At 71.3% G+C, this 15,866-nt stretch carries 15 protein-coding genes; 8 read left to right on the top strand and 7 right to left on the bottom strand.

The window, feature by feature from the left end; all coding sequences use genetic code 11:
* The 4 genes from AC5020_RS14880 to AC5020_RS14865 all read right to left on the bottom strand — a co-directional run.
* Nucleotides 1-344: acyltransferase family protein (locus tag AC5020_RS14880; RefSeq protein ID WP_464988841.1), on the bottom strand; the 344-nt coding region annotated here is incomplete at its 3' end.
* Complete coding sequence (locus tag AC5020_RS14875) at nt 331-2,271, bottom strand: DUF6541 family protein (RefSeq protein ID WP_464988840.1); 1,941 nt, start codon at nt 2,269-2,271, stop codon at nt 331-333. The genes AC5020_RS14880 and AC5020_RS14875, both read right to left, overlap by 14 nt.
* Nucleotides 2,268-2,693 (bottom strand): DUF2304 domain-containing protein, encoded by a 426-nt coding sequence (locus AC5020_RS14870; protein ID WP_377019824.1) that lies wholly within the window; start codon nt 2,691-2,693, stop codon nt 2,268-2,270. Before AC5020_RS14870 ends, AC5020_RS14875 begins: the two co-directional genes overlap by 4 nt.
* A gap of 4 nt (nt 2,694-2,697) precedes the next feature.
* Nucleotides 2,698-4,017: a nucleotide sugar dehydrogenase gene (locus AC5020_RS14865; RefSeq protein ID WP_464988839.1), complete on the bottom strand. Its 1,320-nt coding sequence runs from the start codon at nt 4,015-4,017 to the stop codon at nt 2,698-2,700.
* Between the two features lie 189 nt (nt 4,018-4,206).
* On the opposite strand from AC5020_RS14865, the gene AC5020_RS14860 reads away from it, so the two are divergent.
* Nucleotides 4,207-4,914: a glycosyltransferase family 2 protein gene (locus tag AC5020_RS14860; RefSeq protein WP_464988838.1), complete on the top strand. Its 708-nt coding sequence runs from the start codon at nt 4,207-4,209 to the stop codon at nt 4,912-4,914.
* A gap of 87 nt (nt 4,915-5,001) precedes the next feature.
* Here the strand turns inward: AC5020_RS14860 and AC5020_RS14855 are convergent, their stop codons facing one another.
* Complete coding sequence (locus AC5020_RS14855) at nt 5,002-5,919, bottom strand: LCP family protein (RefSeq protein ID WP_464988837.1); 918 nt, start codon at nt 5,917-5,919, stop codon at nt 5,002-5,004.
* Between the two features lie 590 nt (nt 5,920-6,509).
* Here AC5020_RS14855 and AC5020_RS14850 point away from each other — a divergent pair.
* From AC5020_RS14850 to AC5020_RS14825, 6 genes are all read left to right on the top strand, one after another.
* Nucleotides 6,510-7,517: a glycosyltransferase gene (locus AC5020_RS14850; RefSeq protein ID WP_464988836.1), complete on the top strand. Its 1,008-nt coding sequence runs from the start codon at nt 6,510-6,512 to the stop codon at nt 7,515-7,517.
* A 38-nt stretch (nt 7,518-7,555) separates the two neighbouring features.
* Nucleotides 7,556-8,398 (top strand): glycosyltransferase, encoded by an 843-nt coding sequence (locus tag AC5020_RS14845; protein ID WP_464988835.1) that lies wholly within the window; start codon nt 7,556-7,558, stop codon nt 8,396-8,398.
* A gap of 135 nt (nt 8,399-8,533) precedes the next feature.
* Nucleotides 8,534-9,694, top strand: a complete 1,161-nt coding sequence (gene glf / locus AC5020_RS14840; protein WP_464988834.1) for a UDP-galactopyranose mutase — start codon at nt 8,534-8,536, stop codon at nt 9,692-9,694.
* Between the two features lie 52 nt (nt 9,695-9,746).
* Nucleotides 9,747-11,864, top strand: a complete 2,118-nt coding sequence (locus tag AC5020_RS14835; RefSeq protein ID WP_464988833.1) for a glycosyltransferase — start codon at nt 9,747-9,749, stop codon at nt 11,862-11,864.
* Complete coding sequence (locus AC5020_RS14830; protein ID WP_464988832.1) at nt 11,861-12,787, top strand: ABC transporter permease; 927 nt, start codon at nt 11,861-11,863, stop codon at nt 12,785-12,787. Before AC5020_RS14835 ends, AC5020_RS14830 begins: the two co-directional genes overlap by 4 nt.
* A 70-nt stretch (nt 12,788-12,857) precedes the next feature.
* Entirely contained in the window at nt 12,858-13,571 is a 714-nt protein-coding gene (locus tag AC5020_RS14825; RefSeq protein ID WP_377017610.1) for an ABC transporter ATP-binding protein, read from the top strand.
* 23 nt (nt 13,572-13,594) lie between these two features.
* On the opposite strand, the gene AC5020_RS14820 is transcribed toward AC5020_RS14825, so the two are convergent.
* Together AC5020_RS14820 and cofE are read right to left on the bottom strand one after the other, a co-directional pair.
* Entirely contained in the window at nt 13,595-14,278 is a 684-nt protein-coding gene (locus tag AC5020_RS14820) for a TIGR03089 family protein (RefSeq protein ID WP_464988830.1), read from the bottom strand.
* Nucleotides 14,275-15,324 (bottom strand): coenzyme F420-0:L-glutamate ligase, encoded by a 1,050-nt coding sequence (gene cofE, locus AC5020_RS14815; RefSeq protein WP_464988829.1) that lies wholly within the window; start codon nt 15,322-15,324, stop codon nt 14,275-14,277. The genes AC5020_RS14820 and cofE overlap by 4 nt, the downstream gene beginning before the upstream one ends.
* Before the next feature lie 236 nt (nt 15,325-15,560).
* On the opposite strand from cofE, the gene AC5020_RS14810 reads away from it, so the two are divergent.
* Nucleotides 15,561-15,860, top strand: coding sequence for a WhiB family transcriptional regulator (locus AC5020_RS14810; protein WP_377017316.1), 300 nt, complete (start codon nt 15,561-15,563; stop codon nt 15,858-15,860).
* Nucleotides 15,861-15,866: the final 6 nt, after the last annotated feature.

The raw sequence follows: 15,866 nt of genomic DNA, 5'->3' as shown, positions 1-15,866 counted from the left end.
AGGGTCCCCATGATCAGGGCATAGAAGGCGGTCCACACCACTGTCGCCGGCAGCAGTCGGCGCAGTCTCCGGCCGAGGAACCGGCCGGAGCCGTGGCGCATGGCCGCCGGCGCCAGGTTCAGGGCGCCGGAGATCATGATGAAGGCGGGCACCGTCGTGGCCAGCAGCGCTCGGACCACATGGATAGCCACCCGCCCCTCACCGTCGAGGTGATCGGCGATCACGTGCACGCAGATCACGCCGATCACCGCGACGATCCGGATCACGTCCAGCAGCGGCGAATACCGGCGGGCGGCACCTGTGACCGGTGGGGCGGTGGCTGGGGGCGGGTCAGGCCGGGTCATAGCTGCCGTCCCCGGGGTCGCAGTCGATCTCGATCATGGTCGAGTGCTCGGTCGTGAACAGCACGGCGCCGAGGTCCATCCCCGCATAGTTGACCGAGTCGGAGGTCTTGTGCCGGTTGTAGGGCAGGCGCTCCTGATAGACGTACGTGATGCCGTTCTCCTCGAGCAGCCGGCAGTCGGCCGGGTCCGTGGCGGCGTTCTCCGTCGCGTAGATGAGATCCCGATCCAGGTCCGTGTATGCCATGCCGGCCACGGGCAGGCGGACGTCCTGGCCGAACATGGCGTACAGGTGGGCGGCGCCGGAGAACGGACTGGCCAGCACCGTGCCGTCCTGGTCCATCTGCGGGACATGCTGCTCGAACAGGGCGCGCTCGTCGGGCTGCAGGAAGCGGCCGCGGCCGGGATAGTCCGCGGCCAGGTTCTTGGCGGCGTTGTCGCTGCGGGCCGGGATCGAGGCGAGTGCTGCGATCACCGCGGCGACGATCAGCACGAGGGCCACGGGCCGGGACGCCCCGGGCTGCCGGCGTCGATCGGCGGAGGGAGCCAGCAGGCGCGCCCATGCCTGCAGCCCCGGGACCACCAGGACGGCCGAGAGCATGGCCAGCGGCATGGAGATGCGGTCCTGGCCGCGGTAGTACAGCGCAGAGAGGTTCAGCGGGGAATCCAGTGCCGCGTCGAGATAGATCACCGCGACGACGATCCAGGCGACGGCGAGCCAGCGGTGCGGCCGGGAGCGCAGTGAGACGACCAGGCCCGGCCACCACAGCAGGGCGAGCACCGCGCCGAGAGCCATCGGCCACACGGTCAGCAGACCCAGCAGGATCTCGCCCAGCGCCCTCCACCACACCACCGCGAGGCCGCCGTTGAACCCGGTCACGTGCGAGCCCAGCGGGGTGTAGGAGAGCAGCACCACCGGCAGCAGAGCGAGCACGGGCACGGCGATCAGTGCCGGACGGGCTCTCCACGAGGGCAGGCCGGTCACGGTGGTCAGCACCGCGAGCAGGATCAGCGCCGTGACCGCGACATTGGGGTGCATGATCCCCAGTCCGGCGCCCGCGAGGCCGACGGCGAGGAGCGAGGCCAGTACGGGGCGGAGGGCGGGGCGTTCCAGCAGCGCACCCCACAGCGCGGCAGCGGCCGCCAGCGCTCCCGGCAGGGCGGCGAATCCCGAGAGGTTCGGGATGGGGGAGAGGTGGATCCACAGGTCCAGCGGGGTGGCCGGGATCAGCGCCGCCGCCATCGCCGCGGCGAACGGGGCCCACGGGGTGCTCGGGAACAGGGAGCGAGCCAGCAGCGCGATGCCCAAGATCCAGGGAGCAACCGCGAGCGCGAGCACGGTGGCGTTCAGCAGCGTGGGGGTTCCCACGCCGGGCACCAGGGCGGCGAGGGCGTGGAAGGCCGCCGGGTAGAACGTCGGATCGCCGGTCGTGTTCGAGACCGCGCCGACGTGGAGGCTGGAGGCATCGCCCGTCTCGCGGATCCGCTGCAGGGCCGAGAGATGGTAGAGGGTGTCCCACCGCTCGAGGATCGCGTCGGGCCGTCCCGCCTGGCGCGCGATCGGCACCACCGCGACGGCGACGGCGCCGGTCAGCCAGGCGGCCCCGCCGGGCACCGCGCGTCGGGGGGACAGCCGGCCGTCCAGGATCGTCGCTGGCAACCGGACATCGAGCCGGCGCAGGCCGTAGGCCGCGGCGGCGAGGACGAGGGCGCCGAGCAGGAAGGGCAGCAGTGACCAGCGCAGCCCGACCAGGGACGCGGCGACGGCGCTGACGCCGGCGATCGCAGCGGCCAGGGCAGGCGCGAGGGCGAGGGCGATCAGGCGGGAGCCGTCGAGCATCCGGACGGCGGCGTACCCGGGCAGGTACGCCGCCGCCAGGACGACGAGGATCGCAGCGATGAGGGCGAGCACGGACAGCAGACCGGTCACCCCTCGGGCCGGTGCAGGGCTCTCTCGCGGTACTCCGCCGCCGGCTCGGCCTCGTCGATCGCGAGGCGCCGGGCGAGGTAGGTGGTGCGCTTCTCCGCCGCCTTGGTGCGGGCCTCCTGGAGGGCGAGGAAGCCGAGCAGGACGACGACGGTCGCATAGAGCAGCAGATCCGCCCCGCGGCCGACCCCCACCAGATTCGCAGCCCGGCTCAGCATGCCCGGGAACAGGACGGTCAGCACCGCGAAGATCGCGAAGGCGATGATCAGCAGGCGCCGCACCGCGAGCTGTTTCGCGCCGCGCTTCATGAACAGCCAGGCGACGATCACCACGATGCCCAGCACCAGCAGGAGCTGGATGATGAAGGTGCGGCTGCCGACCCCGAGCGAGGGGCCGAGGGCGAGGATCAGCTCATGCTCACCCATCGGGTCAGGAGTCCTGCCGGTGGGTGGAGGCGGAGCCGTCGCCGAGGACGAGGCGGGGGGTGCCGGCCCAGTTCTCGGCCGTGGTGATGTTGCGTCCGTCGACGATCAGCTTGATGCCGGGCACGTCGGCCGCGGAGAGCTCGCGGTATTCGGCGTGGTTGGTCTGCACGATCACCAGGTCCGCGCTCTCGCCCACGTGGTACGGGGCCCAGCCGAATCCGGCGAGCTCCTCGTCGTCGTAGTACGTGTCGTGGACGGCGACCTCGGCGCCGTGCTCACGCAGCGCCTCGACCACGGGGAACACGCCGGAGAACGCGGTCTCCTTCACCCCGGTGCGGTACGAGGCGCCGAGCACCACGGCCTTCAGGCCCTGCAGCGAACCCAGCAGGTTCGCGGCACGCTCGACCAGGTGCGAGGGCACCGACGCGTTCAGGGTGCGGGCGGTGCGCACGGTGGTCGCGTTCGGATCGGTCGAGAGGTACAGGCGCGGGTAGACGGGGATGCAGTGCCCGCCGACGGCGATGCCCGGCTGGTGGATGTGGGAGTAGGGCTGGGAGTTGGAGGCCTCGATCACCTTGTAGACGTCGATCCCGTGGTCCTGCGCGAAGAGGGCGAACTCGTTGGCCAGGGCGATGTTCACGTCGCGGTAGGTGGTCTCGGCGAGCTTCGCCAGCTCCGAGGCCTCGGGGGAGCCGAGGTCCCACACCCCGTTGGGACGTGCCAGGTCGGGACGCTCGTCGAAGGTGAGGGCGGACTCGTAGAACTCCGTGGCCCGCTTCGTGCCCTCGGCGGACAGCGCGCCGATCAGCTTGGGGTACTTGCGCAGGTCCTCGAAGACCCGGCCGGTCAGCACGCGCTCGGGGGAGAAGACCGCGAAGAAGTCCTTCGACTCCGTCAGGCCCGAGATCTGCTCGATCATGGGCGTGAAGCGGGTGCGCAGCGTTCCCACCGGCAGGGTGGTCTCGTAGGAGACGAGGGTGCCGGGGGTGATGTGCTCCGCGAGGGACCGGGTGGCCGAGTCCATCCAGCCGAAGTCCGGCTCCCACGTGGCGTCGTTCACGAACAGCGGTACCACGATCACCACGGCGTCGGCCTGCGGGATCGCCTCGGCGTAGTCGGTCGTCGCCCGCAGCCGGCCCGCCGGGACCAGTTCGCTCAGCTTCTCCTGCAGCTGCGCCTCGCCCGGGAACGGCTCTCTCGCCTGGTTGATCAGCTCGACCTGGCGGGGATTGGTGTCCACGCCGATGACCTCGTGCCCTGCATCGGCGAACTGCACCGCCAGCGGCAGCCCGATCTTCCCCAGTGCCACGACAGCTGTCTTCACGGCGATTCCTCCTCCTGCGGCGCCGACGGGGCGCCGTGTACGCGATGACGGCCACCGGCGGCGGCCCACCGGGACAGGGTATCCTCCTCGGGCGTCCGGGAAGGTCAGTCCCGCACCGTCACGTCGTCGAAGCCGCAGTGTCCGCGCGGCCCCGAGATCCGGGCCGCGCGGAGCCCAGAAGGAGAGCCCTTGAGCACGTCCGAGCCCGAGCGCGAAGGGCCCGATCCGGGAGCCGAGAGCACCTGGTTCGTCGTCCCGCTGTTCAACGAGGGCGCGGTCGTCGGCGACGTGATCCGTGACCTGCGCATGCGCTACCCGCTGGTGGTCTGTGTGGACGACGGCAGCCAGGACGACTCCGCCGCCATCGCGGCCGAGGCCGGTGCCGCCGTGGTGCGCCACCCCTACAACATGGGTCAGGGAGCGGCGCTGAAGACGGGCATCGACTATGCGCTCAGGGACCCGGGCATGCGGCAGGTCGTGACCTTCGACTCCGACGGCCAGCACCAGGTCGATGACGCCGCCTCGATGATCGCCATGCGTGAGACCGAGGGCGTCGACATCGTGCTCGGTTCCCGCTTCCTCGACGCGCGCACCCAGCCGGGACTGCTGAAGCGGATGGTGCTGCGGGGAGCGGTCTGGTACTCGAACCTCACCAGCGGCGTGCGCCTGACCGACGCGCACAACGGGCTGCGCGTGATCGGCCGGGAGGCGTGCGAGAAGCTCACCATCGAGCAGAACCGGATGGCCCACGCCTCCGAGATCGTCGAGGAGATCGGCCGCCACGGCTTCACGGTGCGCGAGCACCCGGTGCACATCCTCTACACCGACTACTCCCGGTCCAAGGGCCAGTCGATGCTGAACTCCGTGAACATCGTCATCGACATGCTCTTCCGCTGACCTGCGGGAAGCGCGGCGCGGGCCGCAGGGACGTTCCCGCGGGAACGCCTCCGCGACCCCGCGGGAACGTCTCCGCGCGAGCCCGTCCTATCCCTCCGAGGGGGCCTCGGCCGAGCCGTCCTCGATGGAGTCGAAGAACGCGGCGATGTCGTCGTCGTCCGTGAGGATCGCGATCCCGGAGTTGTTCGTCCGGTACTCCGGATCCTCGATCGGCATCGCCAGCGTGGTGCCCTCGTTCATCGCCTTCCGTGCCGTCAGCGCCATGCGGCCAGCGGCGAAGATGCCGGTGCCCTCGCTGGTGATCAGGGCGTCCGAGCCCGCCCCGGCCATGCGCACCTGCGCGATCGGGTTCAGCAGCACCGAGGGCGAGGTGGCGCGGTCCATCAGCGCGCCGACGAACTGCTGCTGACGCTGCTGGCGACCGATGTCGGCCGTGGGGTCGAAGTAGCGGGCCCGCACGAAGGCGAGCGCCTGCTCACCGCCCACGTCGTGGCAGCCCTCGGTCATGGACAGACCGGACTTCTCGTCCTCGACGTCCTGATCGATGCACAGGTTCACGTGTCCCACGGCGTCGACCATCCCCGAGACGCCGTCGAAGCCGATCTCCACGTAATGGTCGATGGTCAGGCCCGTGAACTCCTCCACGGTCTCGACCAGCAACGACGCCCCGCCGAAGGCGAAGGCGGCGTTGAGCTTGTAGCCCCCGTGGCCGGGGATGTCCACCAGGGTGTCGCGGGGCAGGGAGACGAGATAGCTGTTCCCGCCCGGGGCCTTGTGCAGCAGCATGATCGTGTCGGTGCGGGCGCCCTCGGTGCCGTCGTCGCCGACCGCGTCACCGCCGCGCCGGTCCGAGCCGGCGATCAGGTAGGTCGTGCCGGGCGTGTTCTCGGCCTCCGAGAGGGCGTCGATGTGCTCGATGCGGCTGTTGGCCCACAATCCCAGGCCGGCTCCCCAGCCCAGCACGATGACCAGCAGGAGCACGATCAGCGTGGCACCCAGCCGCATCGGCCGCGGCACGCGCGACCGGCGCCGGGGGCTGCGGCCCGCTCCGGGAGGCGGTGGGGGAGGGCCGCCGGGGCCGTCGGGTCCGCCCGGATCGGCGCCACCGCCGGCCTGCCCCGCAGCGCGGTATCCCTGTCCGTGGTGATGGACGGGAGCGCCAGCCGACCCTGCAGGCCGGCCCGGCCCGGGCCGAGGCTCCTCGGCGCGAGGCAGCGGCCGGGTGGGAGCGGGTCCTCCGTTCCGCGGCTCCGCGTTCCCGGGTCGCGGCACGGGGCGGGCGCTGCCTCCGGCGCGGGCGCGGCTGCCCGCAGGTCTGCGGGGTCCTCCGCGTCGCGGGGAGCGGGGCGGCTCCTGATCGCTCACAGCGGTCTCCTCTCCGGCCGGGGCCCGGCTGGTGTCTCGTATAGCGCCCGCCAGAGTAGCGGGCCGTGCCGCCCGCCCGTCCGTGCCGTCGGACCGATGCCCGCGATGTCCCGAGAACATTCCGCGAACCTTCACACGTCCGGCATCCGGCCGGTGTCCTGGCCAGTCGTGGTCTCCGTACACTGGGACCCGCGCCGCCGAGGCGGCCACGCTCACCAGCAGGAGGCGACGTGACCCCATCCGCACCCGCAGGCGGCCAGATGCCGTCAGCAGGGACCGCTCACCCCGACGCCGCGACAGCACGGGTCGTCGCCGTGGTCGTCACCTACAACCGCGAGCAGCTGCTGCGCGCGTGCCTGGACGCCCTGGAGGCCCAGGAGCGCCGGCCCGATGCCGTGGTGGTCATCGACAACGCCTCGAGCGATCTCAGCGGCACGGTGGCCGACGAGCACCCGATCGGTGCCGACGTCGTCCACCTGCGGCGCAACGTCGGTGGGGCGGGCGGCTTCGCGGCCGGGATCGCCCGCGCCCTGGCGCGCCACGGAGCCCAGTGGATCTGGCTGATGGATGACGACACCATCCCGCGGCCCGGCGCGCTCTCCGCGCTGCTGGGTGCGCTGGAGGCCTCCCCGGTACGGCTGAGCGTGCTGAGCTCGCGCGCGGTCTGGACCGACGGGCGCGACCACCCGATGAACAGTCAGCGCGTGCGCCTGGGGGCGAGCGCGCAGGAGCGCCGCGACGCGGCTCGTGCGGGCGGCCATCCCATCCGCACCGCGAGCTATGTCTCGGCCCTGCTCAACGGTGAGGACGTGCGCCGTCTCGGGCTCCCGTACGCGGACTACTTCATCTGGTCCGACGATTTCGAGCACACCGGCCGCCTGCTGCGCCACGGCCGCGGCCTCCACGTGCGCGACTCGGTGGTCGAGCACCGCACCGTGCGCTTCGGGGACGCCCAGGCCAACCCGGGCTCCCGCTTCTACTACGACGTGCGCAACCGGCTGTGGGCGCTGCTGCGCACCAGGTCCTTCACCCCCGTGGAGCGGGTCCTGTACGGCGGGCGCACCGCGCTGGGATGGGCGGGACAGCTCGTGCGCCACCGCGGCGACCTGCTGGGAGTCGGCACCCGCGGACTGCTGGCCGCGCTGCGCCGAGGGCCGCGCCCGACCGCCGTGGTGCTGCAGGCCGACGGGGAGATCGCGGCCGACGTCCGCGCCATCGAACGGGCGGCCGGCCGGTGAGCTCCTCCCCGTCCGCGACACCGCCCTTCGCCGTCCTGATGCCTCTGTGGGGGCGCGATGTGCCCGCGCGCGTCGAGCTGGCCCTGGCCTCCGCGACGCTCGAGCAGGAGCTCCGGCCGGAGCTGCTGATCCTCAGCGTCGACGGCCCGCTGCCTCCGGCGCTGGAGCGGCTCGTCGAGCGTGTCGGATCCGGCGAGTTCGGCCCCGCCCGGGTGCTGCGCCACGAGACCCATCGCGGAGTCGCGGCCGCGCTGCAGGACGGGCTGGAGGCCTCGCCCCATGAGATCGTCGCCCGGGCCGACGCCGACGATCTCTGCCAGCCCCAGCGGTTCGCCCTGCAGATCCCGCGCATGGAGGGCTCCGCGCCTCACGGCCACGAGGGAGAGTGCGAGCCGCTCGACCTCCTCGGCGGCGCGATGCGGGAGTTCAGCGACCGGGTCGCACCCGGCCGGGGGCCGCTGCGCACCCGTCCGCTGACGCACCGCGACATCGTCGCCTACATGCCCCACCACAGTCCCTTCCACCACCCCACCGTAGTGATGCGGCGCTCGGTCGCGCTCGCCGTCGGCGGCTACCGCGACCTGCCGCTGCTGGAGGACTACTGGCTCTGGGAGCGCATGATGCTGGGCGGGGCAAGGATGGCGAACCTCTCCGAGGTGGTCGTCGACTACCGGGTCGAGGACGAGCTGTTCGCGCGCCGTGGAGGCTGGCGGCTGTTCTCGAGCGATGTGCGTCTGCAGCGTCGGCTGCTCGCCGACAAGGTCACCTCGCCCGCGCTGTGCCTGCGCAACCTCACCCTGCGCGGCGCCTACCGTTTCGCGCCGGGATGGGCCCGGCGACTGGGATACCGCCAGTTCGTGGAGAAGGCGGTCCAGGAATGACCCCGCGGCACGAACCCACGATGAGCGTGCCCACACTGTCCGACGCGCCGTGCCGGCGTGCTCGGGCGCCCCGCCCGCTCCGCTACTGTGATCGGGTCTCCGGCGGACCTCCCGCCTGCTTCGAAAGGATCCTCTGTGTCGACTCCTGATCTCCTCATCGTCGGCTCGGGCCTGTTCGGCCTGACCATCGCCGAGCGCGCGGTGGCCGAGCACGGCGCGAAGGTGACCATCATCGACCGCCGTCCCCATCTCGGTGGCAACGCCTACTCCGAGGCCGATGAGCAGACGGGCATCGAGGTGCACAAGTACGGGGCCCACCTGTTCCACACCTCGAACCCGCGCGTGTGGGACTACGTGAACGGGTTCACCGAGTTCACCGGCTACCAGCACAAGGTGTACACGAACCACCGCGGCGTGGTGTACCCGATGCCGATCAACCTGGGCACCATCAACCAGTTCTTCCAGGCCGCCTACTCGCCCGGCGAGGCGCGGGCGCTGATCGCCGAGCAGGCCGGCGAGCTGGCCGGCACGGACCCCGAGAACCTCGACGAGAAGGGGGTCTCCCTCATCGGTCGGCCGCTGTTCGAGGCGTTCATCAAGAACTACACGGGCAAGCAGTGGCAGACGGATCCCAAGGACCTGCCCGCCTCCATCATCTCGCGCCTGCCCGTGCGCTATACGTACGACAACCGGTACTTCAATGACAAGTACGAGGGCCTGCCGGCGCAGGGGTACACGGCGTGGCTGGAGCGGATGGCTGATCATCCCGACATCGAGGTGCAGCTGGAGACCGACTACTTCGACACCTCGCAGCCGCTGAACAAGGACGCCACCCGCGGGAACCTCCCCGTCGTCTACACCGGCCCCATCGACAGGTACTTCGACTACGAGCAGGGCCGGCTGGGCTGGCGCACGATCGACCTCGAGACGGAGCACCCCGAGGTGGGCGACTTCCAGGGCACCTCGGTGATGAACTACGCCGACGCGGAGGTTCCCTACACCCGGATCATCGAGCCGCGCCACTTCCACCCCGAGCGCGACTACTACCCGGACGATCGCACCGTGATCCAGCGCGAGTACTCCCGCTTCGCCGAGTCCGGGGACGAGCCGTACTACCCGATCAACTCCGGCGGTGACCGCGAGACCCTGCTGGCCTACCGGGAACTGGCCGACGCCGAGCCGCGCACGCTGTTCGGCGGCCGCCTGGGCACTTATCAGTACCTGGACATGCACATGGCCATCGGCTCGGCCCTGTCCATGGCCGACAACAAGCTGGCCGACCTGCTGCGGGCGTGACCCGCCCGCCCCGCCGAGCCGGGGCACCCCACCAGCGCCGACGAGGAGCACCATGAATTCGACCCCTGCCCCTGCTGCACCGCACCAGGAGGCCGCTGCCTCCGCAGCCAGCAGCGACGGCGTCGCCCCGCAGCGGCTGCTGCAACGGGTGATCCTGCCCGCCGAGGCGTCCCCGGACGTCGTCCCGCTGTACATCGAGGCGGAGGACGCCCGCTCGGGCGTCACCGGCGGCTCGTTCGGCCTCGGCGGCAACGCCGGGACCGCCGGCGGGCAGGAGGAGGCCTCCGGCTCGCGGTTCGGCTCGCACGCACAGGTCGAGATCAGCGAGCTGGACGACCGCCACTCCGTGCGGATCCCCGCCCATGCCATGCGCTCGTTCGGCACCTATTTCAACGCCTTCCCCGCGGCCTACTGGCGTCGCTGGACCCCGGTGCGCAAGATCCGCCTGACCGTGCGCACCGCCGGATCCGGCCACCTGGTGGTGATGCGCTCGACCGCGCGCGGAACCCTCCAGCGCCATGAGTCCCGCACCGTCAGCGGCGCCGGCGACCAGGTCTTCGACCTGCCGCTGACCGCCTTCGGCGACGGCGGCTGGTACTGGTTCGACGCCTACGCGGGCAGCGAGGACCTCACGGTGATGGGGGCGCAGTGGACGGCCGACGCCGACCTCGCCCGCACCGAGGGCAGCTTCTCGATCTCCATGACCACCATGAACAAGGTCGAGTACTGCCTGGACAACATCCGCACGATCGCGGAGGACCCGGACCTGCGCGCCCTGCTGGACGTGATGTACGTCGTCGACCAGGGCTCCGACCGGCTCACCGACCACCCCGACGAGCTCGGCCCGCTCCAGGAATCCCTCGGTGGGCAGCTGCAGATCATCGAGCAGGGCAACATCGGCGGCTCCGGCGGCTTCTCCCGCGGGATGTACGAGGCCGCGACCGCGGGCACCTCGACCTACGTCATCAACTGCGACGACGACATCGTCATCGAACCGGAGTCCCTGATCCGGATGACCACGTTCGCCGACTTCGCGACGAAGCCGACGATCGTCGGCGCGCACATGTTCGACCTCAACAACCGTTCGGTGCTGCACACCTTCGGCGAGGTCGTCGATCCGTGGCGCATCCAGCCCGCACTGGCCAACCCCTCCAGCGAGATGGGGCACGACTTCACCCTCGCCCCGCTGCGCTCGACCCCGTGGCTGCACCGCCGCGCCGACGTGGACTACAACGGCTGGTGGAGCTGCCTGATCCCCACCGAGACGGTGCGCGCGATCGGGCTCAGCCTGCCGGTGTTCATCAAGTGGGATGACGCGGAGTACGGACTGCGGGCCAAGAAGGCCGGATACCCCACGGTCTCGCTGCCCGGCGCCGGCGTGTGGCACATGAGCTGGGTCGACAAGGACGACCTCGTCGGCTGGCAGGCCTACTTCCACGAGCGCAACCGCCTGATCACGGCCCTGCTGCACTCGCCGTACGAGCGTGGCGGCCGCGTGATCAAGGAATCGCAGTTCATGGACGTCAAGCACCTGATCTCCATGCAGTACTACACCGAGGCCGGCCGCCTCATGGCTCAGCGGGACGTGCTCGAGGGCCCCGGCGCCCTGCACCCGGCGATCGGCACCAAGCTGCCCGAGATCCGCGCGATGGCCTCCGACTTCGACGACGCGGTCGCGAAGAAGGATCAGGACCTCTACCCGCCGGTCCACGTCGACAAGCCCCCGCGCAAGGGCCGGCCCTTCACCGAGCCGCGCCGGGTACTGCTGCCCGCATGGACGGCCAAGACACTGGTCAAGCAGCTCATCAAGCCGCCCAAGCCGCGGGCCGATGAGAACCCGCAGGCCGCGATCGCCCACCTCGACGCCAAGTGGTGGCGACTGTCGGCCTACGACAGTGCACTGGTCTCGAACGCCGAGGGCACGCAGGTCGCCTGGTACAAGCGCAGCCCGCAGCAGGTGCGCGAGATGCTTGCCGAGGCGATCCGCGCGCACGTCGAGCTCCACCGTCGCTGGAACGCCCTGGCGCGCGCCTACCGGGAAGCCAGCGGGGCGATCACCAGCTTCGAGGCCTGGGAGAAGACCTTCGCGGACAACCCCGCGCCGGTGCGCGAGATCGATCGCGCAGACGGCCGGGAGACAACCGGGACGAGCGGAGGCTCGACGGCGTGAACGACGCAGTCGAACCGCGCACTGCGAAGGTCCCCTCGCGCGCCGAGCAGGCCGAGGGGTGGCGGGCGCCGGGGCAGGACGCCGGCTGGCTGAACCCGCTGACCGAGCGCTTCCTGCTGCGGCTGCTGGTGCGCAAGGAGCTTCGGGTGCGCTACCGCGGCAGCGTGCTGGGCATGGTGTGGAGCTACGTGAAGCCCGCCGTGCAGTTCATCGTGTTCTACATCGCGCTCGGGGTGTTCCTGCAGCTGTCCAAGGGGACCCCGGCCTACGCCGTGTACCTGTTCAGCGGCATCGTCGTCATCAACCTCTTCGGCGAGGTGTTCGGCAACGCCACGCGCTCGATCACCGGCAACCAGGCGCTGGTCTCGAAGATCTACCTGCCCAGCCAGCTGTTCCCCTGGTCGAGCATGATCGTGGCGCTGGTGCATTTCGTCCCGCAGCTGCTGGTGCTGGTGGTCGGCGCGCTGCTGATGGGCTGGATCCCCTCGTTCACCTCCGCGGTCGCCTTCGGAGTCGGCATGATCACCCTGCTGGTGTTCACGATGGGACTGGGCATGATCACCGCTGCCCTGAACGCCGCCTTCCGGGACGTCGAGAACTTCGTGGACCTCGTGGTCATGGTCGCCACCTGGCTCTCGCCGGTGCTGTATCGGATCTCCATGGTCCAGGAATCGATCGACGGCACGATCTGGTGGTGGCTGTACCAGCTGAACCCCCTGACGATCGTGGTCGAGCTGTTCCACACCGCGTTCTGGCGCTACAGCGAGCCCGTCGTGCTCAAGGTGCCCACGGATCCGACCCTGGTCACGCCCGGGGAGCCCTACGGGCTGTGGTGGGCCGGACTGCTGATCGCAGGGGCCGTCTTCGTCCTCGGCACCATCGTGTTCGAGCGCTCCAAGCGGCGCTTCGCCCAGGAACTGTGAAGGGAGGAGACCCGTGAGCCCGAACGTGCAGGACATCCCCGACTCCGCAGCCGTCCCCACCGACCGCGAGATGGTGCGCATTCAGCGCGTCACCAAGCAGTTCTCGCTGCGCCATGATCGCGCGCTGAAGGAGCTGGTCTTCTCCGCGCTGCAGCGCAAGAAGCTGGCCGATACCTTCCTCGCGCTGGACGACGTCGACCTCACCGTCCATGCGGGGGAGACCGTGGGCCTGATCGGGTTCAACGGCTCCGGCAAGTCGACGCTGCTCAAGACCATCTCCGGGGTGCTGTTCCCGGATCGCGGGCGGGTCCTGCTGCGCGGCCGCGTGGCGGGGCTGATCGAGGTCGGCGCCGGCTTCCACCCCGACCTCTCGGGACGCGAGAACGTCTATCTCAACGGTGCGATCCTGGGCATGAGCCGCGAGCAGATCGACGCGAAGTTCGACGACATCGTGGCCTTCAGCGAGATCGAGGAGTTCATCGACACCGACGTGAAGTACTACAGCTCGGGCATGTTCCTGCGGCTGGCGTTCGCCGTCGCCGTGCACACCGAGCCGGACATCTTCCTGGTCGACGAGATCCTCTCCGTCGGGGACGAGCCGTTCCAGCGCAAGTGCCTCCAGCGCATCCGCGAGCTGCAGCAGGCCGGGCGCACGATGATCGTGGTCTCCCACGAGCTCGAGATGCTCGAGAAGCTGTGCTCTCGCATCGTGGTGCTGCGCAAGGGCGAGATCGTCTACGACGGCGATCCCACCGAGGCCGTGCGCACGCTCCGCGCGAGCTGACACGGCTGAGCGGGTCGCCCGGCTCAGGCTCGGCCGGTCACCGACTCCTCCTGCGCCTGGCGCTCGCTCACCGCGGCGGCGGGGCCGACGATGCCGCCCCCGGCCAGCAGGGCAGCCAGCACGGCCGGCGCCGATTCCAGCCCGTCCCCGGCCACCAGCAGCCGGGGCGGTGCCGACGTCGACGCAGTCCCGTCGCCGGCTGCTGCAGCCACCGGGTCCGGTCCGCTCCAGGCCGGCAGAGCCACGCCGAGCCGGTCCGAGCTGGCGCGCACCTCCGCCACCCAGTCGTGGGCGAGGGCGGGCAGCTCGGAGGAGAAGCGCGGGGCGAGGGAGACGGGCTCCAGGGCCAGCACCTCGTCGGCATCCGCGGCGAGCTCGGACTCGGGACGGTCGGTGATCACCACCCGCGGCCCGGTGCGCTCCGGGCCGGCGCCGTGCCCGTCGGCGACCGTGACCTCGGCGCCCAGCGACCAGGAGGCCAGGGCCAGGACCAGTCGCTTCCAGTGCGGCGGCAGATCGATCAGGACGCTGTCGCCGGGCTCCAGCGCGATCTCGTCGTGGAGATGGCCGACGGCCTTGATCACCCAGTTGGCCAGCACATGCCCGGACAGCTCGATGCGGGACGCCTCGCCGTACCAGGCCAGGACGGGATGGGGGCCGCCGCGCTCGAGCGCGGCCAGCAGGCGGGTGGAGAGGTCGACGGTCATCGGGAGTCCTCCTGCGGGTGGGTGACGACGACGGTCAGGGGCGGCAGCGGCGCGGCGATGGCCTCGGCCCCGAGGGCGGTGCGGACCCGTTCGGCCAGTTCGCCCGCGGCGACCCAGTCTGCGGGATCGGCGCCGCCGGGAGCGACCAGGATGCGCCGCGGCTCGCCGCCGCCCTCGGCGGTGGCGTCCTCGGCGAGGTGGGCAGTGGCCGTGCGCGGCCCCCGGCCCGCCCGGGGCAGCGCAGCGACCTCGAGGGCGCGGGCGATCCGCTCGGCGGCAGGTTCCGGGGACATGCGGGCGATCGGCTCCTGGGCCGGGGCGAGCCCCAGCGCCACCCACACCGACTCGAGGCTGGGGCGGCGGAACCAGTCGTCGGCTCCGGTGCGTGAGAGGTCGCGGGCGGGGACGTCGTCAGCGGTCGCGCCGGGCACGCCGCGCACGATCGCCGCCGGGACCCCGGAGGCCTTGCCCTTGACCAGATCCGCGGCGGCGGCCAGCTCGTCGGCCAGGGCGCGTACGGTCACGGTCAGGGGGCGCCCGTCCGCGTCTGCCCCGCCGCGCAGATCCTGCAGGGAGGCGACCCCGGCGGCGCCGAGCGCGATGTCGCCGCTGCCCACCCGCCAGACCCGCGAGGAGGTGTCGGTCAGCACCACTCCGATCCGGACGCCGAGGGCGGCGATGAGTCCGCTGCGCAGCTCGGCGGCGCACGCATCGGGGTCCTCGGGCAGCAGCAGCGGGCCCTCGGGCGCGTTGGAGGAGTCCACGCCGGCGGCCGCGAGCACCGGTCCCGAGGCGATCTGGACGACGGAGGTGACCAGGCGGCTGTGGCGCCGGCGGGCGATGGTCCGCACCGCCGCGGCCTCGATGGCGGCCTCACGCCGGGCGGCGGGGACGGCCAGGCCGAGCGACTTCGAGACGATCTTCGTCGAGACGCACAGGACGTCGCCCTCCTGGATGCCGGCCTCCCGGACGGCGGCGGCCAGGACGGCGGGGAGATCCTCGCCCGCCCGGATCTCCCCGAGGCCGGTGACGGGGATGACCTGCACGGGGCCCGGGGCGCGAGGCGAGGATCCGGCGGGGGCCGACGGTCGGTGCTGCGGCGCTCGCGACGGAGGGTGCGGGGTGGCGATGAGGGATCCTCCGGGTTCTGTGATTCGGGACCGCCGGGCCGCGGGACGCGCCGGTGCCGCTTGACGGGCCATAACTACACGGGTGTATTTTAGGCCGCATCAGGCCGTCGGTGGTCATCGGTGGGCAATCAGCAGCGGAAGGAGAGGTGGCGATGGACGAGGAACAGGTCGAGGACGACGCGCGTGCAGAGCTGTCCCTGCTCGACTTCGCCGGGCAGGACTCCGACGATACCGAGCTGTCATGGCAGGAGCGCGCCCTGTGCGCGCAGACCGACCCGGAGGCGTTCTTCCCCGAGAAGGGCGGCTCCACCCGTGAGGCGAAGAAGGTGTGCGTCTCCTGCGAGGTGCGCGCCGAGTGCCTCGAGTACGCCCTGGAGAACGACGAGCGCTTCGGTATCTGGGGCGGACTGTCCGAGCGTGAGCGCCGCAAGCTCAAGCGCCGGGTGGTCTGACATCCT

It is taken from the genome of Brachybacterium sp. SYSU DS0246, from assembly GCF_059391765.1.
Note: the sequence above shows the minus strand (reverse complement) of the source record. Positions and strands in the feature narration are given on the sequence as shown.